The organism is Kaistella polysaccharea, from assembly GCF_020410745.1.
Classification (GTDB): Bacteria; Bacteroidota; Bacteroidia; order Flavobacteriales; family Weeksellaceae; genus Kaistella; species Kaistella polysaccharea.
This window is the reverse complement of sequence record NZ_CP084528.1, coordinates 2,469,786-2,494,720: the sequence shown is the minus strand read 5'-3', so window position 1 is coordinate 2,494,720 and position 24,935 is coordinate 2,469,786. Positions and strand designations below refer to the sequence as shown.

The 24,935-nt window shown below is 36.7% G+C and carries 27 protein-coding genes; 11 read left to right on the top strand and 16 right to left on the bottom strand.

The window, feature by feature from the left end:
• Nucleotides 1–256: 256 nt before the first annotated feature.
• The 6 genes from deoC to LC814_RS11535 all read right to left on the bottom strand — a co-directional run bounded on the left by deoC (nt 257) and on the right by LC814_RS11535 (nt 5,305).
• Nucleotides 257–1,255: a deoxyribose-phosphate aldolase gene (gene deoC / locus LC814_RS11560; RefSeq protein WP_226064079.1), complete on the bottom strand. Its 999-nt coding sequence runs from the start codon at nt 1,253–1,255 to the stop codon at nt 257–259.
• Nucleotides 1,256–1,396: 141 nt separating this feature from the next.
• On the bottom strand, nt 1,397–1,867 hold the full coding sequence (locus LC814_RS11555; RefSeq protein WP_039343443.1) for an Lrp/AsnC ligand binding domain-containing protein: 471 nt from the start codon (nt 1,865–1,867) through the stop codon (nt 1,397–1,399).
• Nucleotides 1,868–1,906: 39 nt separating this feature from the next.
• A complete protein-coding gene (locus tag LC814_RS11550) occupies nt 1,907–2,851 on the bottom strand; it encodes an endonuclease/exonuclease/phosphatase family protein (RefSeq protein ID WP_226064078.1) in 945 nt (314 codons plus the stop codon).
• A 62-nt stretch (nt 2,852–2,913) separates the two neighbouring features.
• On the bottom strand, nt 2,914–3,594 hold the full coding sequence (gene trmD, locus LC814_RS11545) for a tRNA (guanosine(37)-N1)-methyltransferase TrmD (RefSeq protein WP_226064077.1): 681 nt from the start codon (nt 3,592–3,594) through the stop codon (nt 2,914–2,916).
• The gene (locus tag LC814_RS11540; RefSeq protein WP_226064076.1) at nt 3,591–4,853 is read right to left on the bottom strand and encodes an NAD(P)/FAD-dependent oxidoreductase; all 1,263 of its coding nucleotides are present in this window, start codon (nt 4,851–4,853) and stop codon (nt 3,591–3,593) included. The genes trmD and LC814_RS11540 overlap by 4 nt, the downstream gene beginning before the upstream one ends.
• 98 nt (nt 4,854–4,951) lie before the next feature.
• Entirely contained in the window at nt 4,952–5,305 is a 354-nt protein-coding gene (locus tag LC814_RS11535; protein ID WP_226064075.1) for a T9SS type A sorting domain-containing protein, read from the bottom strand.
• A gap of 122 nt (nt 5,306–5,427) precedes the next feature.
• On the opposite strand from LC814_RS11535, the gene hemB reads away from it, so the two are divergent.
• On the top strand, nt 5,428–6,420 hold the full coding sequence (hemB, locus tag LC814_RS11530; protein WP_226064074.1) for a porphobilinogen synthase: 993 nt from the start codon (nt 5,428–5,430) through the stop codon (nt 6,418–6,420).
• Between the two features lie 84 nt (nt 6,421–6,504).
• On the opposite strand, the gene LC814_RS11525 is transcribed toward hemB, so the two are convergent.
• The 4 genes from LC814_RS11525 to LC814_RS11510 form a co-directional block, all read right to left on the bottom strand.
• A complete protein-coding gene (locus LC814_RS11525) occupies nt 6,505–7,023 on the bottom strand; it encodes a nitroreductase family protein (RefSeq protein ID WP_226064073.1) in 519 nt (172 codons plus the stop codon).
• A gap of 22 nt (nt 7,024–7,045) precedes the next feature.
• Nucleotides 7,046–7,495: a hypothetical protein gene (locus LC814_RS11520; RefSeq protein WP_226064072.1), complete on the bottom strand. Its 450-nt coding sequence runs from the start codon at nt 7,493–7,495 to the stop codon at nt 7,046–7,048.
• Nucleotides 7,496–7,584: 89 nt separating this feature from the next.
• Nucleotides 7,585–8,328: a 23S rRNA (guanosine(2251)-2'-O)-methyltransferase RlmB gene (rlmB, locus tag LC814_RS11515; protein ID WP_226064071.1), complete on the bottom strand. Its 744-nt coding sequence runs from the start codon at nt 8,326–8,328 to the stop codon at nt 7,585–7,587.
• Between the two features lie 63 nt (nt 8,329–8,391).
• Nucleotides 8,392–8,862 carry a DinB family protein gene (locus LC814_RS11510; protein WP_226064070.1) on the bottom strand — a complete coding sequence of 157 codons (471 nt, stop codon included), beginning with the start codon at nt 8,860–8,862 and terminating at the stop codon, nt 8,392–8,394.
• A 288-nt stretch (nt 8,863–9,150) separates the two neighbouring features.
• Between LC814_RS11510 and LC814_RS11505 the strand changes: the two genes are divergently transcribed.
• The 9 genes from LC814_RS11505 to LC814_RS11465 all read left to right on the top strand — a co-directional run bounded on the left by LC814_RS11505 (nt 9,151) and on the right by LC814_RS11465 (nt 17,601).
• Nucleotides 9,151–10,155 carry an AAA family ATPase gene (locus LC814_RS11505; protein WP_226064069.1) on the top strand — a complete coding sequence of 335 codons (1,005 nt, stop codon included), beginning with the start codon at nt 9,151–9,153 and terminating at the stop codon, nt 10,153–10,155.
• Nucleotides 10,156–10,172: 17 nt separating this feature from the next.
• Nucleotides 10,173–11,036, top strand: a complete 864-nt coding sequence (locus tag LC814_RS11500; protein ID WP_226064068.1) for a DUF58 domain-containing protein — start codon at nt 10,173–10,175, stop codon at nt 11,034–11,036.
• Nucleotides 11,037–11,936, top strand: coding sequence for a BatD family protein (locus LC814_RS11495; RefSeq protein ID WP_375373409.1), 900 nt, complete (start codon nt 11,037–11,039; stop codon nt 11,934–11,936). It abuts the gene before it with no gap.
• A 10-nt stretch (nt 11,937–11,946) separates the two neighbouring features.
• On the top strand, nt 11,947–12,951 hold the full coding sequence (locus tag LC814_RS11490; RefSeq protein WP_226064065.1) for a vWA domain-containing protein: 1,005 nt from the start codon (nt 11,947–11,949) through the stop codon (nt 12,949–12,951).
• Nucleotides 12,952–13,172: 221 nt separating this feature from the next.
• On the top strand, nt 13,173–14,180 hold the full coding sequence (locus tag LC814_RS11485) for a vWA domain-containing protein (protein WP_226064064.1): 1,008 nt from the start codon (nt 13,173–13,175) through the stop codon (nt 14,178–14,180).
• A 118-nt stretch (nt 14,181–14,298) separates the two neighbouring features.
• Nucleotides 14,299–15,015 carry a tetratricopeptide repeat protein gene (locus LC814_RS11480; RefSeq protein ID WP_226064063.1) on the top strand — a complete coding sequence of 239 codons (717 nt, stop codon included), beginning with the start codon at nt 14,299–14,301 and terminating at the stop codon, nt 15,013–15,015.
• Nucleotides 15,015–16,757 carry a BatD family protein gene (locus LC814_RS11475; protein ID WP_226064062.1) on the top strand — a complete coding sequence of 581 codons (1,743 nt, stop codon included), beginning with the start codon at nt 15,015–15,017 and terminating at the stop codon, nt 16,755–16,757. Before LC814_RS11480 ends, LC814_RS11475 begins: the two co-directional genes overlap by 1 nt.
• 43 nt (nt 16,758–16,800) lie before the next feature.
• Nucleotides 16,801–17,397, top strand: a complete 597-nt coding sequence (locus tag LC814_RS11470) for a MarC family protein (RefSeq protein WP_226064061.1) — start codon at nt 16,801–16,803, stop codon at nt 17,395–17,397.
• 75 nt (nt 17,398–17,472) lie between these two features.
• On the top strand, nt 17,473–17,601 hold the full coding sequence (locus tag LC814_RS11465) for a hypothetical protein (RefSeq protein ID WP_311135710.1): 129 nt from the start codon (nt 17,473–17,475) through the stop codon (nt 17,599–17,601).
• Nucleotides 17,602–17,609: 8 nt separating this feature from the next.
• On the opposite strand, the gene LC814_RS11460 is transcribed toward LC814_RS11465, so the two are convergent.
• From LC814_RS11460 to LC814_RS11435, 6 genes are all read right to left on the bottom strand, one after another.
• Nucleotides 17,610–18,662 (bottom strand): diphosphomevalonate decarboxylase, encoded by a 1,053-nt coding sequence (locus LC814_RS11460; protein WP_226064059.1) that lies wholly within the window; start codon nt 18,660–18,662, stop codon nt 17,610–17,612.
• 39 nt (nt 18,663–18,701) lie between these two features.
• Complete coding sequence (locus LC814_RS11455; RefSeq protein ID WP_226064058.1) at nt 18,702–20,465, bottom strand: AMP-dependent synthetase/ligase; 1,764 nt, start codon at nt 20,463–20,465, stop codon at nt 18,702–18,704.
• Nucleotides 20,465–21,472, bottom strand: coding sequence for an NAD-dependent epimerase/dehydratase family protein (locus tag LC814_RS11450; protein WP_226064057.1), 1,008 nt, complete (start codon nt 21,470–21,472; stop codon nt 20,465–20,467). The genes LC814_RS11455 and LC814_RS11450 overlap by 1 nt, the downstream gene beginning before the upstream one ends.
• Before the next feature lie 52 nt (nt 21,473–21,524).
• On the bottom strand, nt 21,525–22,304 hold the full coding sequence (locus LC814_RS11445) for an alpha/beta fold hydrolase (protein ID WP_226064055.1): 780 nt from the start codon (nt 22,302–22,304) through the stop codon (nt 21,525–21,527).
• An 85-nt stretch (nt 22,305–22,389) separates the two neighbouring features.
• Entirely contained in the window at nt 22,390–23,109 is a 720-nt protein-coding gene (locus tag LC814_RS11440; protein WP_226064054.1) for a pyridoxine 5'-phosphate synthase, read from the bottom strand.
• Nucleotides 23,110–23,113: 4 nt separating this feature from the next.
• On the bottom strand, nt 23,114–24,373 hold the full coding sequence (locus LC814_RS11435; protein ID WP_226064053.1) for a mechanosensitive ion channel family protein: 1,260 nt from the start codon (nt 24,371–24,373) through the stop codon (nt 23,114–23,116).
• A gap of 69 nt (nt 24,374–24,442) precedes the next feature.
• Here LC814_RS11435 and LC814_RS11430 point away from each other — a divergent pair, with 69 nt between their 5' ends.
• Entirely contained in the window at nt 24,443–24,934 is a 492-nt protein-coding gene (locus LC814_RS11430) for a DUF456 domain-containing protein (RefSeq protein WP_226064052.1), read from the top strand.
• Nucleotide 24,935 lies beyond the last annotated feature (1 nt).

The window sequence follows — 24,935 nt, the reverse complement described above, 5'->3', positions numbered from 1 at the left end:
TGCTCTGTTAAAAATCTAACTTTTTCTTTTTATAATACTGTCTTATTTTTTGTTTTACCTGCGCCCCGGCTTGAACGGAGCTCTTTTTGTGTAACGAAGTGGAACAAAAAAGCGGGAGTGGAAGACGGAAATGTGCGCCCTACTTCGACAAGCTCTGTAACCGTACTTCGACAAGCTCAGTAACCGTACTTCGACAAGCTCAGTAACCGTATTTCGACAGGCTCAGTAATCGCACTTCGATAGACTTAGCACAAAATTATGCCATCGGATGTCTGAATCCTGCGCTGTATCGTCCTGTTACAAAATGCTCCAACTGCCGTTCGATATCGCCCAAAAGTGAACTGGCGCCAAAACGAAATAGTTCGGGCGTTAACCAGTCGGTTCCTAATTCTTCTTTGATTAAAATTAAATAATCCAAGGCTTGTTTTGCTTTTTGAATTCCGCCTGCAGGCTTATATCCGATTTTTATTCCGGTTAATTCGTAATAATCGCGAATGCAACGAATCATGACCAAACTCACCGATAAAGTTGCGTTAACCGACTCTTTCCCAGTTGATGTTTTGATGAAATCTGAACCCGCCATCATGGCCACCCAAGAAGCTTTTGCTACTTTGGTATATGTGGGAATTTCGCCCGTCGCCAAAATAGTTTTCATGTGCGCATCGCCACAAGCTTCGCGACACAGTCTAATTTCGTTATATAATTCCTGCCATTTTGATTCTAAAACCAAGTCACGGGAGATAACGATATCTATTTCGGAAGCGCCGGCTGCAACCGATTTTTTAATCTCTGTAATTTTATCTTCAAGCGAAATTTTACCAGCGGGAAAACCCGTAGAAACTGCAGCAATAGGAATCGAAGTTCCTTTCAAAGCTTCTTTAGCGTATGGAATTAGATTGTGATAAACGCATACTGCACCGGTCGTAAGGTTCGCATCTTGCATTTCTAAAACTCGCAAAATATCCTGACGAACAGGATTCTTGGCTTTCTCGCACAAACGCAAAACATTACCTCGCGTATCGTCTCCCGCCAAAGTCGTAAGGTCGATCATAGAAATCGCTTTCAAAAGCCAGGCGGCCTGAAATTCTTTCTTCACACTGCGTCTTCCACCTAATGTAGAAACACGGCGGTCGATTGCACTTCGGTTAATATTTATTGCGTCGAAATATTTGGTATTAAAAGGCAATCCTTCATTCCTTTTCAGCGTGCTCATCTGCATCGTATTGATATGATTTTTTTCTAATGTCTTTTGCATGAAATTTAGATTTGATTAGAAAATATATTTAGGTGATTATATATGGCAAAATTAACCATTTATCTTTAATTGAATTGAAGTCTTTTAATCAAAAAAGTATGCCTCTGAAAAAGCATACTTTAAAATTAGAATTATTGTTTTTTAAACTCTTAATTGCCGGCTGATACTCTGTTCCAGAGAGATAAAGGTCTCTGTTCGGGTTACGCCTTTCAGTTTTTGAAGTTTATTTAAAATCTGCATCAAATGATCATTATCGCGACAAAGCACTTTAAGAAAAATGGTGTAATTTCCTGTGGTGTAATGTGCCTCTACAACTTCGTTCACGTCCTGCAACGCTTTTACTGCATCGTGATAATGACTGGGTTGTTCTAGAAAAACACCAATGTAAGAAACTACATTAAACCCTATTTTGCGAGGATTTAAAAAAGAAATAGAATTCTCTATAACGCCCGCCTGCTCCAGTTTTTTGATACGCTGGTGAACCGCAGTCGTAGAAATTCCTACATTTTTAGAAATATGCGCAAGAGAAGTTTTCGCATTGTCCATCAACATATAGATGATTTCTTTGTCAATGTTGTCTAAATGATATTGGGTGCTAACTGCGTTCTTCATTTTTTAAATTTTTGCTTCATAATTGAAAATTTCTACTCATTACATTTTCGTGTTAAAGATAATTAAAATCGGAAAGTGATCACTATATCCTCCTAAATATCTTGTACCTGCAAACGTTCTAAATGGTCTACCCGAAAATTTCTGATCCCAATTCTGTAATTTTTCGTGGTTAAAAACTTTTGCTTCATTTATTGTTAAAGGGAAGTTTTCATCTATAAAATCATGGGTCAGCATCATTTGGTCAAAAAGTAAGCCACTTTTGTAATGATATGTAGAAAATTTTTCGTTTTGAAATAATTCAGCAAATGGATTTATTAATATTTTGTTGAAATCTTTATCATAAATAAAATTAGAGATCATTTCCTCATCTGGGTTTTCATTAAAATCGCCAAAGATGAGAACTGGTTCGGAAGATTCTTTAATAATTTCATCTATTTTTACTTTTAGATCGCTCAGAATATATTCTCTTTTTGATTTATTAACGTCTTTCTCTCTTTTTGACGGTAGGTGAAGCACGAAAACATTAATAATCGTATTTTGAAACTTCACTCTACAAAACAAAACGTCTCTCGTGGTATCGTAATATTCATAATCAGATTTCTCTACCGTGAAAAAATAAGATAATGGTTCGGAGGAAATGACTTCAATTTTTTCTTTGTCGTAAATAAGCGCCACATCTACGCCCCGTTCGTCCATTGAGTTGTAGTGAACAATTCCGTAATTTGAATTAAAGGGTTCAAGCGCTATCAAATCTTCCAAGGGTTTCCGGCCCTGAATTTCCGACAAGCCAATCATCATCGGCAATATGCCTTCGCGCTCTTCAATTAAATGAAAAACACTGGCAATTTTAAAAATTTTATTTTGATATTTTCTTTCATCCCAATTCTGAAGTCCAGACTCAGTAGGATCAAGTTTATGTTTGGGTGGTGGATCGGGCGTAAACAAATTTTCCACATTATAGAAGGAGATAATCTCTCTATTCATTTTATTCGACGTCATTTGTTTCGTATTGTGTGTTGGGAAGTACAGCAGTAACTGAGGAGTAATTACTGCTCACCCAGAAGATCAGGTCGTTTTTCTCGGGTTATACGCAAAGCTTCTTCATAATGCCATTCTTCGATTTTTTTCGAATTTCCACTCAGTAATATATCTGGGACTTTTAATCCTTTATATTCTGCTGGTCTGGTATAAATAGGTGGAGATAATAAATCATCTTGAAAACTGTCTGTCAGTGCAGATTGCTCATCGTTCAGAACACCGGGCAGTAATCTAATTACAGAATCCGCTAAGACGCAAGCTGCCAGTTCACCACCAGTAAGAACGTAATCACCAATAGAAATCTCTTTGGTGATATGAAGATCGCGCACGCGCTGATCAATTCCTTTATAATGTCCACAAAGAAAGATAAGATTTTTTTGAATGGATAAAGTATTCGAAATTCGTTGTGTAAGCGTATCCCCGTCCGGCGTTAAATAAATAACTTCATCGTAAATGCGTTGCGATTTCAATTCAGACAAACATTTATCCAAAGGTTCAATTAACATGACCATTCCAGCACCGCCACCATATGGCTCATCGTCGATCTGTCGGTGTTTTCCAATCCCCCATTCTCGTATATGATGGAAATGAATTTCAACCAAACCTTTATCAACTGCTCTTTTAAGTATAGAAGTTTCGAACGGACTCTGCATCAGCTCCGGCAATACACTTACAATATCTATTCTCATTGCTCGGTATTGTTCTTTTTAGTAGGAATAATAATCAAACGTAGCGAGGAATCTTTATTAATGTAACTCCACATCCAGTTGAAGAAAATTGCTATTTTATTTCGCACACTCAGAATGAGCATTAAATGTAAAAACATCCAGAAATACCAGGCAATTAAACCCTGAAATTTAAGATTTGGAAGATCTACCACTGCACGATGTTTACCGATGGTCGCCATACTGCCACGATCCACGTATTCATATTCTTTCCAATCTTTTAATAATTTCTTAAGAATATTACTTCCTAAATTTTTACCCTGATTAATAGCAACATTCGCAACCTGCGGATGCCCCGTCGGATAATTTGGAGTTTCCATGTGGGCAATATCGCCAATCGCAAAAATATTTTCGTATCCCTTTACACGGTTATAACGGTCTGTCACAAAACGGTTTCTGATAATATTTTTAGGATTCAATCCGTCAATAATATTTCCGGTAACTCCAGCAGCCCAGATCACATTGTTCGTTGGAATAGTCTTTCCACTCTGCATCGAGACAATGTCACCGTTATAATCCGTTACCATTTCCCCTCTCAAAAACTCTACTCCCAACTCGTGAAGATATTGATCAGATTTTGCCTGTGCTTCTTCACTCATTGTTTGTAAAGGAGTTTCGGTAGAACTGATCAGAATAATTTTTAAATCATTGAAATTCATATGCGGATAATCGCGCGGCAGAATATCTTTTTTCATTTCTGCAAATGCTCCAGCGAGTTCAACTCCGGTTGGTCCGCTTCCTACAATAACAATATTCCAGTTTCCATCGTCGGTTCGCCGGCGTTCACTAATTAATTTTTCAAAAGTAAGAAGCACATTATTACGAATTGAAATTGCTTCTTGTGTGGTTTTCATCCCGTAAGTTAAACTTTCCATTTTTTCATTTCCGAAAAAATTTGTTTTACAACCTGTTGCAATCACCAATTTATCATAGGTAAATTCAGATTCAGTGGTAATGATTTTATTCTGTTCGGGAAGGATTTTCTGCACATCGGTAAGTCGGAACTGTATGTTGTGTGAGCGTTGAAATATTTTCCGGAAAGGAAAGGAGATGTTGCTGGGTTCAATTCGTCCGCACGCAACCTGATAGAAAAGAGGCTGAAACATGTGATGGTTTACCTTATCGATGACCATCACTTTTTTTCTCTTATTATTAAGAGCTTTTGCCAATTGTAGTCCCGCAAAACCACCGCCCACAATTACTATTTTTTCTCTTGCTTCCATACTTACAAAAATACGAATTTTTTACAATCTATATTAATTCTAAATAACTAAACTGAAAAGAAAAAAAAATCCTTGAAATATTTTCCAAGGATTTAATTTTATTGTTTCACGATTTGCATTACTTTCTGTGTATTATCACTCAGTACATATCTCATGAGATACTTTCCAGGTCGCAAACGGTCCAGTCTAATCTCCTCGGAAGTCTTATTAATTTGAAATTCGGCAACCTGCATTCCTAAAATAGAATAAAAGGTTACTGATTTTATTCTTAAAGATGAATCTTTAGATTTAAGCATCATAAAATCGCGGGCAGGATTTGGATAAACAACCAACATCCCTTCATCGATTTTCTGATGAGTTGCAAAGCTTCGTTCAGCAGATTGCGCACAAACTGTATTTGTACCCACTGTTAAAAAGCCTATAAACATTATAAAAGATAAAAATTTTTTCACTTATAAATTTTTTTTTGATCTATTTATTATACAAAAGTATGAAATTCAAGTTATAATTCAATAGTTTTTCATTAAAGTATAGTTAAATTTGCACTCGATAAATCAAATATTATTCCAACAACATGATTATCTACTCAAGAAATAGACGCCTACGAACAACACCTGCTTTAAGAGCTCTTGTTCAGGAAACTGTACTTACAACCAACGACTTGGTGATGCCCATTTTTGTAATGGAAGGATCGCAGAATAAAGAAGCAATTTCGGCAATGCCCGGGATTTTCAGGCGGTCGATTGATCTCACTGTAAAAGAATGCGAAGAATTATTTTCTTTAGGAGTAAAGGGAGTTAATTTATACATGAAGGTTTCGGAAAATTTGAAGGATAATACCGGCAAAGAATCCTGGAATCAGAACGGATTAATGCAAAATACCATTAAAGCCATAAAAGATGCCGTTCCAGAGATGGTAATTATGCCAGATATCGCCTTAGATCCTTACTCCATGTACGGACACGACGGTATTATCACAAAAGGAAAAATAGATAATGATGCGACCAATGATGCATTGGTAAAAATGTCAATCTCTCTTGCAGAAGCGGGAGCAGATATTATGGCACCAAGCGACATGATGGACGGCCGTGTCGGCGCAATCCGTAAAGGATTAGAGGAAAATGGATTCACCGATGTAGGAATTCTAAGCTATGCTGCAAAGTACGCAAGTTCATTTTACGGACCTTTCCGAACTGCTCTGGATTCCGCGCCGAAAGACGATGCTGAAATTCCGAAAGATAAAAAAACCTATCAAATGGATTTTCACAATTCCCGCGAAGCTTTGGATGAAGTTTTAAAAGATGTTGCTGAAGGAGCAGACATTATCATGATAAAACCCGGAATGCCCTATTTGGATATCGTTTCGAAAGTGCGAGATATGATTGATTTACCAATTGCGGTTTACAATGTGAGCGGCGAATACGCCATGCTAAAAGCCGCCGCACAAAACGGTTGGTTAGATAATGATAAAGCAATTATCGAAAGCTTAACGTGCATCAAACGCGCGGGCGCAGATATGATATTTACGTACGCTGCAAAAGAAGCTGCAATCCTTCTAAATAATTAGGTTTCGTTAAAAAATGTAAAGAGCTTCTGTAACTAGAAGCTCTTTACATTTTTAATAATTTTAAACTGTACCACTGACCTTCAGCTAATTGTGTTGAATATTCCCTAAGTAAAAAAGTCCCAAACATTTTTGATTTTCTTCCAGACCAAGATAGTCGGCGAGATGGTGAATCATATTTGGTGTACTCCAGTAACATCCGATATCCAGAGCAGTTGCGGTCAAGTACATATTCTGCACTCCCATTGCTGCAGCGGCGACCTCTTCCCATTCCGGTACCAGTATGCTGAAGTTTACGTTCAGCGTTACAACCGCACTGGCAAGCTCAATTTTATGCGTAATATCCAGATACTTTTTTTCTAAAAAATTGGAGGCGGGCGTAATTTCCTTATAAATCTCTGCTAATTTTTCCCCAAGTTCAGCTTTTTCTTTCCCTTCAAAAACTCTAAAACGCCACGGCTTTGTTCGTTTATGATTGGGCGCAAACTTCGCGGAAGTTAGGATTTCTTCTAGAACATCTTTATCAATCGGACCTTGATTATAGGATTTCGGAAAAGTACTTTTCCTACTTTCAATAATGGTTCTTAAAACCTGCGAATCTTTCATTTAAAATTTTAAAATAAATACTTTACCAAATCTGTTCAATAACTTGGCTGATATTATTGAGAATAAATTCATCACCTGGCTTTTTACCAAACATGGTTTTTGCCATGGGACTTTCTTCAGAAATAGCATAAAAACGATCGCCTTCAAAAAAGAATTCGCCTAATGAAACTGAAATATAAAACCGTGCTTTATTGGTGAAAACAATTGAACCAACCTGTACTCTTTCCGTAGGACTATTTAAAACTTTTCCCAAATTTCGGAGCAGAAGTTTTAGCGCCACCATCTGTTTTTGAAGATGGTAAATTTCCTCCTGTATTTCTTCTCTTATAGAATCATATTTTGGCGTTTTTTTAACCTCGCGGCTTGCCTCTAAAGTAAACTCCATAAAGCGTTCTAGCTTTTCAATTTTCTGAACAATTAAATTTCTAATGTGACTGCGAACATCGCTTTTTACAATGGTACTTTTCTGCATACCGCTTCATATTTTAATTAAAGATAAAAATTCTTTTGAAATAGAGCTGTCTACAAATTTAAGACCTAAAAAAATAAAGCGGGTTATTTCTAAATTACAGGAATCATTCTTTGTCGCATCGCTTCGTACAGAATAGCACCACAAGCAACTGAGACATTCAGTGACTGTGTTTTTCCCGCAATCGGTAGTTTTATTTTTTCATCTGAATGATGAAGAACATCTTTTGAAATTCCAGTTTCTTCATTACCCATAACGATTGCGCAAGGTTGTGTATAATCTAAATCATAAACCAATTTCTGTGCTTTTTCTGTCGCAGAAAAAACCTGAACGCCAGATTGCTGAAGAAAATCTACTGCATGTGCAAGATTTTTTTCCTTACAAATTTTAAGATTATAAATGGCTCCTGCAGAAGTTTTGATCGCATCAGAGTTTAACGGCGCACCACCTTTTTCTGGAATTATGACAGCATCTACACCCACACATTCTGCGGTTCGGCAAATTGCACCAAAATTCCTAACATCAGTTAAGCGATCTAAAATTAAGAGAAAGGGTGTTCTACCTGTTTCAAAAATTTCAGGTAACACATTCTCTATTTTATGAAAAGGAACATCCGATATGAAGGCAACCACACCTTGATGATTCTTTCGGGTAAAGCGATTTAATTTTTCAATCGGCACAAAATTAGGACGAATTTTATGCTCACTCAATAACGCTTTCAGTTCTGCATAAATCGGTCCTTGCAAAGCATTTTGCAGAAATACCTTATCTACTGTTTTCCCTGCTTCCAGGGCTTCTATTACAGGTCTTAACCCAAATATAAAATCTTCTTTCATTAATTTAATTGTTGGTGGAAGGGCCACATTTATTTGTCCCTAATTTTCGGCAAATTTACAATTCTAAAACTGCTCTCCCAAAATCGCCCTTTTTTGCGCCATTACATATCCTAAATGCTGGGTTTCGTGCATATTATTAAAGATGATGGCATCCTGAATGTTTTTCAAATCCAATCCAAAACTTGTGGTGTACGGCGTATAATCTGAAAAGAAATCAGCATCGTAATCCTTAATTAAAATTTTAGAGGTTTCAGTTAATAGATATGCCAAATCATCGACTTCAGACTGTTGAACATTAAGGTTGGGTAATGTTCCTTTTTTATAAGTTTCAATCCAATATTTATCAATGCGGAAAGGGTTTCCACTCAGGTAATAGCAGAGCAGCTGTTGCGTCGCAACAACGTGTGCAATATTCCAGTACATATTATTATTAAAGCCATCAGGAATTAAAACGAGGTCACGTTGCGAGGTTTCCCGTAAAATCTCCAGCAGATTCAAACGAACTTGCCGGTGTGCCTGAAAGTGGTAATTCATTTGTGCAGTTGTTTTAGGTTCTCAAAATTAGAGTAATTAACTGAAAATGACAAGCTTTTCAATTATTTATCATATTTCACCTCCTCAACTTTTAATGGAAAAATCTTAAATTTTTTAATGAAAACCTTTTTGTAAATCTTTAAAAATATTGATGATTTTTTTTTGGCCAACTCATCGAAGTACTCATTATCAGGGAACATTAACAAACTTTAACTTTGCATTGGCATTAATTGTGTTGATTGGTGTGCGTATTTATTGGAAATTTACACTTTAAAATTCTACAAACCTATGTCAGAAATCAATCAAGCAGAAGATATAAGACAACTAACAGAAAAAGTAAGAGAACAGAATTACTTTTTTTCCCTTTTAAGACAAGAAATCAACAAAGCAATTATCGGACAGGAATATATGGTAGACCGTTTATTAATAGGTTTACTGGGAAATGGTCACGTCTTGCTGGAAGGAGTTCCGGGCTTGGCAAAAACCTTGGCAATTAAAACTTTAGCCGACGCGGTGCAAGGTCATTTTTCCAGAATACAATTCACACCTGATTTATTACCCGCTGATGTCGTCGGAACACAGATTTACAGCATTAAAGACAATGATTTCTCTATAAAAAGAGGACCTATTTTCGCTAATTTTGTTCTGGCTGATGAGATCAACCGGGCACCTTCAAAAGTACAGTCTGCGCTGTTAGAAGCGATGCAGGAAAAACAGGTAACGATTGGCGATGAAACAATGAATCTGCCAAAACCCTTTCTCGTATTAGCCACCCAAAACCCGATTGATCAGGAAGGAACTTATATGCTTCCGGAAGCACAAAGTGACCGGTTCATGCTGAAATGTACCATCACCTACCCTGATTTTGAAGCAGAAAGACAAATCATGAAAATGGTGGCAAGTTCCCATCAACCTGAAATAAAACCTGTCATTTCTTTAGAAAATATAACCGAAGCGAAAAAACTTATCAACCAAATTTACCTGGATGAAAAAATAGAAAAATATATTCTTGATATGGTTTTCGCAACGCGTTTTCCAGATAAATATGGTTTATCAGAATTAAAAAATTACATCAGTTTTGGGGCGTCGCCTCGTGCTTCGATCAACTTATCAATTGCAGCGAGAGCAATGGCATTTTTGAAAAACCGAGCTTTCGTAATCCCTGAAGATGTAAAAGAAATTGCAAAAGATGTTTTGCGTCATCGTATCGGTTTAAGTTTCGAAGCGGAAGCTGAAGAAATAACCTCTGATGATATTATTGAAAAAATACTGGGTAAAATTCAGGCGCCTTAAACTATTAAATTCTGGTAATGCAGATCAAAGACATCATCAAAAAAGTAAAACAGATTGAAATTCGGACTAAGAAAAAGTCCGAAGCAACTTTGATGGGTCAATATCACAGCGCGTTCAAAGGTCAGGGAATGACTTTCTCAGAAGTTCGTCCTTACCAGTTTGGCGATGAAATCCGCAGAATCGACTGGAATAAAACCGCGCGTTTCCGGGAACCATTTGTAAAAGTAATGGAAGAAGAACGGGAATTAACAATGATGCTTTTGGTTGATATTTCTGCATCGATGGATTACGGAACTCAAACGCAGCTGAAAAGAGAATTCGTCGCTGAAATCGCTGCTAGTCTGGGTTTTTCAGCAGCAGGAAACAATGATAAAGTTGGATTGATTTTGTTCGCAGATAAGGTGTATAAAGTAATTCCACCCCAGAAAGGACGAAAACATATTTTAGCAATTATAAGTACGCTACTCACCGTGGATTATGTTCCAGCCGTGGCTAAAATTGAAACTGCGCTTACCTACATGATGACTATTTTCAAGAGAAAATCACTTATCTTTTTATTTTCCGATTTTGAAGATGAATATGATTTAAAAATGTTGCGCGTCGCTTCCAGAAAACATCAAATGTTGGGATTACGGGTTTTCGATTCAAAAGACAATGAAATTCCCGATGTTGGTTATGCTCTTTTTAAAGATGCTGAAACGGGGAAACAAATTTGGGCAAATACTGCCAGTGCGAGATGGCGCTACGAATTTGCCGAAAATAAAAAACAAAAATTAAAACAATTGACCGAAGATTTCGAAAGTTCTTCGGCTGGTTTAATAAATATTAATACAGGAGATGATTATGCACAATCACTGTACAAATATTTTAGAAAAAGATAGATTTTGAAAAAATTACAAATCATCCTGTTTTTACTGAGCAGCGTATTTGCCTTTTCACAAACCCTCAGTTCAAAGCTTGACAAAGAAACTTTGGCTTTGGGCGAACCAGGCACTTTGCGCATACAAATTACTAATCTGCAAGCAAAAGATGTGCAGGCCGCAGCACAAAATGAACTTCTGCCTTTCCATTTTGAGGAAATCAATGACAGTATTGATAAGAAAGTTGATTCTTACGAAAGAATCATAGAATTTGCAGTTTTTGAAGAAGGTAAATTTACAATTCCCGCACTTGATTTTAAAATTGGTGGAAAGCTTTACCACACCATTCCTTATGATATCGAAGTGATTAACACCGCGCAGAAAGGCGATGTTATTAACGACATCATGAAAAACAAAGAAGTTACTCTAGATGTTCGCGACTACTGGCAATTGTATAAATGGTATATTCTGGGAGCGCTGATTCTGATCGCGTTATTATTCGTAATTTATCAATTGATAAAGTATGCGAAACGTAAAAAATCATCGCCGGTGGTCATGACCAATCAAACTTTGAAACAACTTGAACAACTGAAGAAAAAAAATTATATAGAAACCGGCAACTACAGACTTTTTTATGTAGAACTTCTGGATATTTCAAGAAACTTTATCACCAAACAATATCAAATTCCCGCAGATGTACTTTTAACCGATGATTTAATCGATGTACTTAAAATAAACAATGCAATATCTCCTGAAAATGAAAAAATAATAGAAGATATTTTCTCCCGCGGTGATTTGGTGAAATTTGCAAAAATTTTCCCTGACCAGCAAAATATGACACAGGATTTTGACCGTTTAAAAAGTTTTGTAAAAACATCTTCCAAAGATTTGGAAGCCGAGAATTTAAGAAACGGCGTGTAAAAAGAAGAATATGACTTTTGATTTTTTAAATTTTGAATTTTACAGTCCGTGGTTTTTGCTGCTTTTTGCAGTTTTTATCCCACTCTTCATCAAAGATTGGCGCAAAAAAGCGCCAACAGGAATTACCGTTCCATCCACGCAAAACATGCAGGAAAACAAAGGGATCGTTTTTGTTTTATTTCTTCTTATAATTTCAAAATACATTATTCTTTCAGCGCTTATTATTGCCATGGCGCGCCCACGCTCCTTCACGATTTCCCAAAATCAAGACGAAAATCAGGGAATCGATATTATGTTATCCGTCGATGTTTCTTTAAGTATGCTTGCCAAAGATTTAGAACCTGACCGCCTAACTGCGCTGAAAACAATTGCTAAAAAGTTTGTTAATCAACGCCCCGGCGACGGAATTGGCTTGGTTATTTATTCCGGCGAAGCTTTTACGAAAGTTCCCGTAACTTCCGATCACGCAGTGGTTTTGGAGGAATTAGATCAACTCAATCCGCTCGAACTTCAACCAGGAACTGCGATTGGCGAAGGACTTTCTGTAGCAGTAACGCATTTAAAAAACAGCAAAGCAAAATCGAAAATTATCATTTTAATGACAGATGGCGTAAATACCATCGAAAATGCGATGCCAACGCAAGTTGGGTCGGAGCTGGCGAGAAGCAATGATATAAAAGTGTATTCCATAGGAATTGGGACCAACGGTTACGCTCTAATGCCGACTGGAACTGATCCCTTTGGCGATCTTGTTTTTACAGAAGCTGAAGTGAAAATCGATGAACCCGTTTTGCGGGAAATTGCACAAACAACAGGCGGAAAATACTTCCGAGCGACTTCCAATGAAAGCTTAGAAGAAGTGTACAATGAAATTAATCAGCTTGAAAAATCTGATTTGAAGATGACGAAACTCTATAATTATCAGGAATATTTCCGGGTTTTCCTCTGGATTGCTTTGGTAACGTTACTATTAGACGCCCTGATGCGATGGGTTTTTTACAAATTTTTAAGTTAAAAAAAATGATCAATTTTAGGAGCAATATCATCTTGACTTCTTCGGAAGGCCGTCCCGCTTTCCGCTTTATCCCCTTCCCGAAAAATCGGGTGCGGGGGATGCCGCTGCAATCGGGGCTAAAATAAAAGAAATTTTGTTTCCCGCAGAAATGAGATTTAGATTTTAATTGAAATAAATGGGAAAAAACTTTAGGAATTGCAATAATTCTTAAAATAAAAAAAATGAATTGGTCTTTAGGAAATAACTGGTATTTACTTTTGCTACTGCTTTTGCCGTTGCTCGGAATGATAATGTTTCAATATGTAAAATGGAAAAATAGCAGAAAATCAATCTTCGCAGAAATAAGATTTCAAGACGATTTATTTACCAAAAAATCATCATTTTCGAAGTTTTTACCTATCTTGTATTTGTTGGGTACGCTCTTTCTGATTCTCTCGATTGTTGATATTCTCAGCGGTTCCGAAGAAGTGAAAAGCAAGCAGAAAATGAATAATGTTATTTTCATGCTGGATGTTTCTAATTCTATGAATGCGCAGGATATTGCGCCAAACCGTTTAGACGAAGCGAAAAATATCATCATCAACACCATGAGTAAAATGACCAACGATAAAGTCGGCATTGTTGTTTTCGCAGGCGATGCAACCTCAATCATGCCTTTAACTACAGATTTTACGGCGGTTGAAACTTACCTCGGAGGTGTGGAAACCAGTATTGTGAAAACGCAGGGAACCGACTTTTTAAAAGGAATGCAAACGGTAGTAGAGAAATTTAAAAATATTCCGCCAGGTGCCCGAAAAGTAATTCTTTTGAGCGATGGAGAAGATAATGAAGGCAATGAGAAATCTGCGGTTAAATTGGCTAAAAAAGAAGGAATTTCAGTAATTACTGTCGGAATTGGATCCGAGGAAGGAGCACCAATACCAGAATACGTTTTCGGTCAACTGATGGGATATAAAACCGATAGCAACGGCCAAACGGTAATTTCGAAACGTCAAACTTTAGCCCTGAAAAACATCGCAAATGAAACTGGCGGCTCTTATGTAGACGGAAATAATCTGGAGAGTTCAACCTCGCAAATTATTGATGGTTTGAAAATGGCAGCATCGTCCTCAGAAAGTGTCGTAAAATCAAATAATGCAATTCACTATTATCAATATTTTCTGGCAATTTCTATATTCTTTTTTCTCCTGATTTTCCTATTAAATCCCCGCCGAGAATTCAATATGTAGGACGAAACACCCTGATTTGTCATATTTTAACCCAACTTTAACAATTCACTCCATAGACTTTAACATATAAAGGAATATTTTTGCAGTGATGAATCTAAATTTACTTTTTTCAACATTAATGATAACTTTCGGTGCTGCATTTTTATCAGCACAGGAAAATTATAAAACGCTCGTATTCAAAGGCAATCAGGAATTCGATCAAAAAAACTATGAATCTGCCTCCTCAAAATACATGGAAGCAGCAAAGTTGAATGAGAAAGAGTTCACTGCGCACTATAATCTTGGGAATGCACTTTACAAAAGAGAGATGTATGACGAAGCAAAAGCAGAATTTGAAAAAGCAGAGAAGATTGCCTCAACCTTACCCGACAAAAGTGCCGCCCTTTATAATTTAGGAAACGCTTACATGCAGCAGCAAGATTCAAAAAAAGCTGCAGAACTTTATAAACAATCCCTTAAACAAGATCCTTATAACGAATCAATTCGTAAAAACTACGAAATTGCGATGTTGAAAGAAAAAGAAAAGGAGCAGCAGAAAAAAGAGAAAAATAATTCTGGCGGCGGCGGTGGCGACGACCAAAACAAAGATAAAAATAAGGGCAACGAAAAAGGTGATCAGCCCGAAAAACAAGATGGTGCGGGCCAACAGGGAAAAGGTGAAGGTGAAGGAAAAGATCAAAACGATGGAAAAAGCGATAACTCTGGTAATAAAATGCCAAAAGATTTAGAGGACGCGATCCTAAACCGCGTTGGAAATAAAGAACGCGAAACAGCCAAAAGAATTCTTAATAAAAACTCCTACTCTATGCCGCAGAGCAACGAGAAGGACTGGTAATGCAACATAAAATTCCCCACATATTATTTCTTCTTCTAACAGTGCTTGGTTACGGTCAGGTTAAACTGGCGATTTCTGAAGTTAAAGATTTGAAAGTGAACCAGCGCTTTAAATTGACTGTCCTTTTGGAAATCAGCGGAGAAAATATGGAACAGGAAACTCCGCTTCAGGCACCTGATTTATCTAAATTTGATATGATTGGATCCGCATCGGAGCGTAACATCATTGAAGTTGACCGTCAGAAAGGAAATGTTATCGACCAACTGGTCTATCAGTGGGTTCTTGCGCCAAAGCAAGCGGGAAAGGTGAAGATTGGCTCTGTCCTCGTCACCGTTAACGGCAAAATTTACAAAACGGAACCTTTTGACGTAATCGTTAAAGATGCTGACCGTAATAGCTCCGTGGCAGATAATGCAGATACCAATGATCTTTACCTTAATTTAGAAGTGCAGGATAAAGAAGTTTATAAAAATCAACCTGTAAAAGCAATTTTACGTGCATACAGCCGCAACTATAACAACTTCAGAAAAGTTGGAAATGTACAAGTTGCACCACAGAAAAACATGAATGTGAAGCAGGTTTCTCACACGAAATCTGAGATCGAATCACGTCAGGGAATAGCTTCGCAGGTTATTGGAACATTTATGATTTTTCCAAAGGAATCTGGTTCGATAGAAATTGATCCTATTTCAGCCTCTTTTTCTCCGAAATCGACACCGCTCAAAATTTCTTCAAACGCTGTAAAACTCAATGTAAAAAAACTGCCGAGTGGAATGCCCCACCATTTCAAAAATGCAGTTGGCAGATTCGCAATAGAATTAAGTAACAAAAATGAAGGTGAAATTTTCGAAATCGACAAACCTTTAAACATTGTATTAAAGGTTTCTGGCAAAGGAAATATTGAATCACTTGTGCTTCCAGAACTTTCAAAATCTACAGATTACATTTTTTACGAACCAAAATTAACTACGCAATCCTCCGCAAAGGAAAGCGGACTTACTGGCGCTGTCATTGCAGAATACGTTGTGGTTCCTAAAAAAGCAGGGCTAATTTCCTTAAAATTTGAAGACTTTTCGTTTTTTGATCCAACTTTAAAAAAATATACGGATTTAGGCGCGCAAGAACTCCGATTAGATATTAAAACACCAGAACAGATTGCAGAAGCAAAGTCGACTTTAGAAAGAGTTAATGATTATACAAACACCGTTCTTGAAACTGTAAACACGCCCGTTCTACAAACGCAACATTTGAAAGTAAAAGAAAGAGATACCATCAATTGGAAAGTTGTTTTTGGAAATTTAGCCTTACTCAGCACTTTTGCGGCATTATTTTTCCTCGTTCTCCGCAAAAAGGAAAAGAAAAAGCAGAAAAAATTGACGGTGCCGTTGCCACTTGTATCCACATCAATAGCTGATACCGAAGAACTCGTAAGGAAAAACATGGTGAATCACTTTGAAGAAAACATTGAATATTTAAAAATCCTGAAAGACCAAAATGATTTTTCAAAGTTTTTCTCTGCCTATGACGAATTGAACAAGGAAACAAAATTACGCTACGACGCGGAGGATGAAAAAACATTTAAAAGAAAACTGGAATCTGCAAAAGGCCAGCATTTAACCGAAAAATATAGAATTCTTGGGGAACGTATTCAGATGGAGAAATTCTCCCCGATCCATTCTGAAGAGGAAATAAATGACCTGTTTGAAGCGATTAAAACAATCTATTCGGAAATTAACAAATAATCATTTATTTTTTATATTTTTGCGAAATTAATAAATCCAGAAAATGCTAGAATTTTTCTCCCTAAAAGAGACCCTTACTGCAACCATGATTCTTTTCGCAGTTATTGATATCGTTGGATCGGTCCCAATTATTGTTGGCTTGAAAAAGAAATTTGGAAAAATTGAAGCAGAACGCGCAACGATTGTAGCAGGGATTTTAATGATTTCATTTCTATTTATTGGTAATAATATTTTGAAACTAATTGGTGTAGATGTTAATTCATTTGCCATTGCAGGAGCATTTGTAATTTTTATCATCGCAATAGAGATGATATTAGGTATTGAAATTCAGAAAAATACCGAATCTAAATCCGCTTCCATCGTGCCCATTGCATTTCCACTTATTGCTGGCGCAGGAACATTAACAACAACACTTTCTTTGAGAGCAGAATATCATGATATCAACATTATTGCGGGGATTATTCTCAATACAATTTTCGTATATTTGGTGCTGAAATCAGCGAACTGGCTGGAAAACAAATTGGGCGACGGAACGCTTCAGGTTTTACAAAAGGTTTTCGGAATTATTTTATTGGCGATTTCCATTAAATTATTTACCGCTAATTTCGCACAACTCTTTTCAACTTACGTTAAATTTTAATCAAGAAAAATGCAACTCTTTTATAAAATCTTCTTAGCTCTTTTTGTAATTTTTATCGGATTCAACCTTTATAGTATGGAATGGAATCTGGGTTTTTGGCATGAGGAAAATTCAAAATTCATCCTCTCCATTTCTGCAGCAGTTCTTGGTATCATTGTGATTTATGTACTTCACATGATGAGCCGCCTATCGGTTAAAAAATAGTTTTCTTTTTAAAATTTCATTACGTCTTTTACAACTCCGTTATTTTGGGTATGTTGTAAGAGTTCTTTGATGATGAATTCCTGAATTAAATCCTCATTTTCATTAGCAGGGAAAAGCAGATGCACATTTGCGCCGGCATCTAGGGTGAAGAAGAGCGGCAAATCTGTTTCTTTTCGAAAGTCCCAAATCTTATTGATTACTGCTAATGTACCGGTTTTCATTAAAATAAATGCAGGATCGCTGATCATCATCATAGCGTGAAGCGTAAGGGCTTCATGTTCTACAAGCTTAATAAAACTTTTCAGATCACCATTTCGCAGGATCGTTTTAATCTTTGAAAAATTTTCATGGGCTTCCTGAAAACGGCGTTCTGCGTACGGATTTGTATTCATCAATCCATGTCCTACCGTGGAACTCACCGATTTCTCACCTTCGTGAATAAGCAAAACCCAGTCGTTAAAACTGCGAAAAATCTCATCAACATCATCATTCGGATATTTTACGGCAAAAAAATCAGAACTGCCTGTAACTTCTTCTGTTTCGCCCCAAACGACAAGTCCGTCATATATACTTCTACACGCGCTACCACTTCCTAAACGTGCTAAAAAACTGGCTTTTTTCAAGGCAAAATCTTCATTATTACAACCCGTAAAAGTATCGTCTAACCTCATCAGACACTTCGCAATTGCGCCAAATCCCGAGGCTGAACTTGCAATTCCAGAACTATGAGGAAAAGTGTTTTCTGTTTTAATAATATATTTACCGTTCAAAATCCAAGGCAAGTATTCTTGAATATTCTTAAAATATTTTTCAATTTTTTCTGCGAACTTCGGTTCTTCTTTTCCGGATAGAAATGTCTGTACTGAGAATTTTTCATCTGGTAAAAACTCCATTTGGGTATTCGTCTTGCACATATCCAAAGTATAACTTATACTGGGATTGGCAGGGATTTGATTTTCATATTTACCCCAATATTTTATTAAGGCAATATTAGAAGGACAACTTTCAGTAACCTTTTGGTTACTAATTTTGAAGGATTTATTTCCAGAGAATTCACTCATTCTTATCGATGTTTGCTTTAAAAAAAATAATAAATATACTTAAGAAGTGTACATTTTTTCGACCAAATCTGCATATTTCTGCATCACTACGTTTCTTTTTACTTTCAGTGTTGGCGTAATCTCACCACTATTAATTTCAAATTCCGACGGCATTAAAACGAATTTCTTAACTTTTTCAAATCCTGAAAGATTTTGCTGAATTTCATCAATTTTAAGCCGATAAAATTCTTTAATCTTGTCCATATTTACGACTTCTTTCCAGGTTGTAAATGGAATATTCATTTTCGAAAGTTGATCCTGCAAAGCTTCAAAGTTTGGAATAATCATGGCCGTGACATAAGGTTTCCCTTCTGCAATAAGCATGGCTTGGTTGATGTAATTATTGTTAGAAAGAAGATTTTCAATGGGTTGTGGGGCCACATATTTCCCATTTGATGTTTTCATTAAATCTTTAATTCTGTCTGTAATAATTAAATTACCAGCTGGATCAAATTTACCTGCGTCACCGGTTCGGAACCAGCCATCTTCGGTAAAAACTTCCGCAGTTTCATTTGGTTTTTTATAATAGCCTTTCATAATTCCTCTTCCTTTGGCTAATATTTCATCATTTTCTCCAATTTTAATTTGGGTACCTCCAAACGGAACACCTGCAGAACCATGTTCAAAATGGTGAAAAGGGAAAGCGGTTAAAGTCGCCGTAGTTTCGGTAAGGCCGTAACCGACAGTGATATGAATGCCCATCGCTTCGAAAAATCTGGTAACTTCAGCCGAGACGGATGCACCACCACATGGCATAAACCAAAGTTTTCCGCCCATCTTATTTTTGATCTTATTAAAAACCAACATGCCGGCAAGGGAATTTTTAATCTGTAAAGAAAAAGGAATTTCTTTATTCAATCTTCGCAGTTCTGCAACTTCAGTTCCCGTGTCGAGTGCCCAGGTGAAAATCTTCTTCTTCGTAGGTGAACTGGTGTTTGCCATTTCATGAACGCTGGCATAAATCTTTTGATAAAACCTCGGCACAGCGCACATAATGGTGGGTTTTATTTCCGCTAATGCACTTGCGATGAGTTTTGTATTTTCCAGGAAATATACTTTTGCACCACCTGATAAAGCCAATAAAGTCCAGCTTCTTTCGAAAATATGAGTAAGCGGTAAAAATGCGAGTGAAGTTTCATTCTCGAAATTTTTAAATTTAAAAAAATCGAAGTGTGCTTCAACTGACTGATGGAAATTTCCGTGTGTCAACATTACGCCTTTTGGAACACCTGTTGTGCCAGAAGTATAAATAATTGTCGCTAAATCCCCATCTTCTTTCGGCGAAATATCTAAATTATCATCCGTATTTTTAATGAAATCTTCCATATACTGACTCGCCTCTTTCTTGATCCAAATGGCTTTTTTTGCCACAATAATTTGGTGAAGAAGGTGAGATTTATTTAGGATTTCAAATGCTGCATCATACTGTTCCTGATTACCTACCAGAATGATTTTACATTCTGATTCCTCCAAAATATATTCTGCCTGCTCTTTATTGTTGGTAGAATAAATCGGAACTGTAATCGCACCTATTGATAAGATTGCAAGATCAAAAACAATCCATTCCGCAGAATTATCGGAATAAATTGCGACGCGATCGCCATCGCTAATTCCGGCTTCCCGCAATGCATTTGCTGTTTTAAAAACCAAACGCCGAAAATCCGACCAGGTGATTTCTATCCATTTTTCCTTCTTTTTGAAACCAATAGCGGGTTTTGAAGGAAATTTTTCAGTATTGACATTTAAAAATTCTGCAATGTTCATTATGGTTGATGATCTGATATGTAATTATTCAAGTGGAAATCTAGACTGTCGAAAACAGAAATAAATTCATAATCCAGTTTCTCCCGTATTTTTTCATTGGAAACGAGGTGATGGGAAGTTACGGTTTCTAAATTTACTTTATTCAGCATGCGCAGTTTTGGGAAAAGCCAGCCCAAAAATATGTTAAGAAAATATCCAATCTTCAGAATGAATTCCGGTAAGAGTTGCGCTTTTCGTTTGCCCAGTCTTTTACGTACAAAATTCGAAACTTTAAGAAGTCGTTCGGTTGCAGAAATTACAATATATCTTTCCCCAAAATCATTATTCTCCATCAGGGTCACTGCAATTTTAGAAACATCACGAACATCTACATACGCCGAACTGCCACCCATCGCGTAAGGATATTTCACAAAAGAATCGAACATCTCGCCGCTGCTGGAATTCCAATTCCCACTGCCTATAATCACGCCTGGATTAATTATTACCGTATTCAAACCTTCCGCAGATGCGCGCCAAACTTCCATCTCTGAAAAGTGTTTGGACCGCGCGTAAGGTGAATGATTGGATTTCGGGTTGTAGTTGGAATCTTCTGTAACTTCGCCCTTTTCATTAAAACCATCCAAAACTGCGGTGGAACTAACAAAGCAAAACTTCTTCACCCCAGAATTTTCAAGTGCAAATAGAAGATTTCGTGTTCCGGCAATATTGGTATGATACATCGCGCGGCGGTCATTCGGGTGAAAACTTACTTTTGCGGCACAGTGATAAACTTCTGAAATATTAATGAGTGCCGTTGCCAAAGAATTAGAATCTTCAAAATCGACATCCATCCATTCAATTTTATGAAACCATTCTTGAGCATCATCGGTGTAAAATCGGTAGGAATTTTCAACTTCTTTTAAATTACTTGAAGGTCTTTTCGTCGCACGCACGCTTCTTCCACGTTTCAGTAAATCTAAAACGATAACACGGCCGAGAATTCCAGTAGCGCCAGTAACTAAAACCATAGTAATTAAGGGTAGAATTTAGATAAGTAACTTATAATCGTATTAATTTTAATTATTTTTCGGCGAGAAAATCTTTAACAACTTCATTAAAGTCTGTCGGATTATCTGCCTGAACCCAATGACTGGCATTTTTTATAGTCACTACAGAAGAATTGGGAAATTGCTGCTTTATTTGAAACTCATCCTGTGGCAAAATATAATTGGATTTTTCGCCTGAGATAAATAAAGTTTCACCGCTAAAAACTCCAAATTTTATTGCATTCGAGACAAACTCCTCATACTTTTCAGCTAACGTTTTTAAATTAAAACGCCAATTGAGTTTTTTATCATCCGTCCAGTAGAGATTTTTAGTTAGGAAAAGAACGACCGATTTTTCTGGAATATATTCGCAAAGAACTTCTTCAACTTTCTGCCTAGATGTTGCGGTGGTAAAATCCACACTTTGAAGCGCCTTCAGGATTCCCTGATGATGAGGCGGATACGCTTTTGGGGAAATATCTACAACGATCAGTTTATTCACTTTTACCGGATATTTCACGGCGAACTGCATCACTGCTTTTCCCCCCAACGAATGCCCCAAAAGATTAATTTTTTCAAGCCCGTGAAAATCCATGTAATGTAGAATATCGTGCGCAAGATCATCATGTGACATTTCTGGCGAGTGAAAACTTTTGCCGTGATTTCTTAAATCAATGAGATGAATGGGGAAAAACTCGCCCATTTCTTTGCCAAAACTTCCCCAGTTATCGAGCATACCAAATAAACCATGAAAAACCAAAAGTGGAATTCCAGTTTTTTCCTGTCCATAAATTTTTGAGTGTAGAATTTCCATTAACAAATTTAAAGTTCAAAATTAAACTAAATATTGGTTTAGCAAACCAATCAATAACTGCCTAGAAGTGATGATTTAACGTAAATTACCACTTTGCCAACCTCTTTAGATAAGCCTGCACTGTATTTTCAAGTCCCATATAAAGCGCTTCTGAAACCAAAGCATGACCAATCGAAACTTCTAAGAGATTCGGAATATGATCTGCGAAATATTTCAAATTTTCTAAACTCAAATCGTGACCGGCATTAATTCCCAAAGCTAATTTTTCAGCTTCTAGAGCCGTTTCCACGTAGGATTTAATGGCTTCTTCTTTATTTACTGAATAGTTTTTAGCGTACGATTCTGTATATAATTCAATACGGTCAGCTCCGGTTTTGCTGGCAAATTTCACCATTTCAGGATTCGGATCTAAAAATACGGAAGTCCTGATGCCTGCATTTTTAAATTCTGAAATTACGTTTTGTAGGAAACCCAAATGTTTTTCACAATCCCAGCCCGCATTAGAAGTGATCGCATCATCGCCATCTGGCACCAAAGTCACTTGCTCCGGTTTTATTTCTAAAACCATATCGATAAAAGATCGATGTGGATTTCCCTCAATATTAAATTCTGTGTGAACCAAAGGTTTTAAATCATAAACATCTTTACGCGTAATGTGCCTCTGATCGGGTCTTGGATGAATGGTAATTCCTTGCGCTCCGAACTCCTGCAATTTTATAGCAGCTTCTGTTACGCTTGGCAAATCTCCGCCGCGTGCATTTCTGAGCGTGGCAATTTTATTAATATTTACACTAAGTTTTGTCATTGCTTTATATTTTGTTGAATTGCATGATCTCCAAATCAAATTCATTGGAGGCGACCAAAAGATGATCGAAAATATCTGCCATAATTACTTCGTACCTTTCCCACGCAGAATCATTGGTAAAACAATAGATTTCCAGCGGCATTCCGTGGGGCGTATTTTCTAATTGTCGAACCATCAATGTTCCGGTTTGATCAACATTTGGATTGTTTTTAAGGTAATTTAAAGCATAAACTCTAAAAAGTCCGATGTTGGTTAGTTGTCTTCCATTAATCATCAGATCCGCATTTTCCAGAGGATTTCTTTCTTTACTGATTTCAGCAGACATTTCTGTAAGGTAATCTTTAATTAAATTAATTTTAGAAAGATGCTGCGTCAATTCTTCATCTAAAAATTTAAAAGATTTGATATTAAAAATGATCGATCTTTTAATCCGCCGCGTATTGCTTTCGGACATGACCTGAAGATTTTTTATTTCAGTCGTTAAAAAATCATAGGTCGGAATTGTAGAAATCGTTTTATCAAAATTCTCAATTTTTGTGGTCAGAAGGTTTAAGTCGATTATGGTTCCTTCCATATTGTATTTTGGAATACCGATCCAGTCGCCAACTTTCAGATTCTTCGATGTTGCCACGTGGATTCCCGTCACAAAACCAAGAATTGTATCTCGAAAAACCAAAACTAAAACTGCCGTGATCGCACCTAAACTCCCGACAATGGCAGAACTGCTGATTCCAAACAGCACACTGATCGCGATGACAGAGCAGACAAATATTCCGAAAATATTAATGGTTTGAGAAACCGCATTTAAGGCGATGATTTTATAATAATCTTTTTTTATAATAAAATAATTTCTAAATGCAGTTACGCTTCGAAGCAGCAATTGTGCAATGACAAGTACGATAAACAACCCAATGAGTCGTTCGAGAAATATATGACTTTTCGGGTGTCTGTAAAAGATAGAAAAAACGGCGTAACTTCCAAATAATAACGCATTAATATGCGAAATAGAATTGGTGATTTTTGCGGAATAAATTGATTTTAGAATGGGATATTTTTCCTTATCAAAGAAGAGTTTAAAAATCGTATTGATTAACAATTTAAAAAGAAAATCAACCAAATAAATTATCGCGATAAAAAAGACAAATTTCAGTAATATTTGGGAAAGCAAAACCCAGGTGTCAGGCACATTTTGTTTCACAAAAAAATGAATATAGTCGCTTATATTCTGTAGGAAATCTTTAGTGTCAGTCAGTTCTTTGTTCATTGTAGCAAAAATAAGAAATCCGTTTGTCTTTCCCAGATTTATAAGTACATTTAACAAAATTTAGGAACGATGGATGCTGCTTTAATCACACTTGTAAGTATTATTTTATTGGTTTTGGGAATTATCGGAACTTTTCTTCCGGTTTTACCTGGACTTTTATTGAGTCTTTGTGGGCTGTTGATTTATAAATTCGGCACCGATGCTCCAATTTCTATGATTTACATCTGGATTTTCGTCGTCCTTACGGCACTTTCTGCGATTTTAAATTATGTAATTCCGGCGCGAACGAACCGGAAATACGGAGGTACTCGGTGGGGAAGCGTCGGCTCGGTCATCGGTACTTTGGTCGGAATGTTTTTTATTCCAATACCATTTGGTTTTTTAATAGGAATGTTCTTGGGCGTTTTTATCGGTGAACTCCTTCATGATTCTAAAGACAAGAAAAAAGCGTTCAACAGTACGAAAGGCGCATTAATCGGTTTCCTCTACGGCACTGGTTTTAATTTCATTGTAGGTGTGGCTATGTTTTTGGTGGTTTTAATTGATATTTATAAAAACTAAA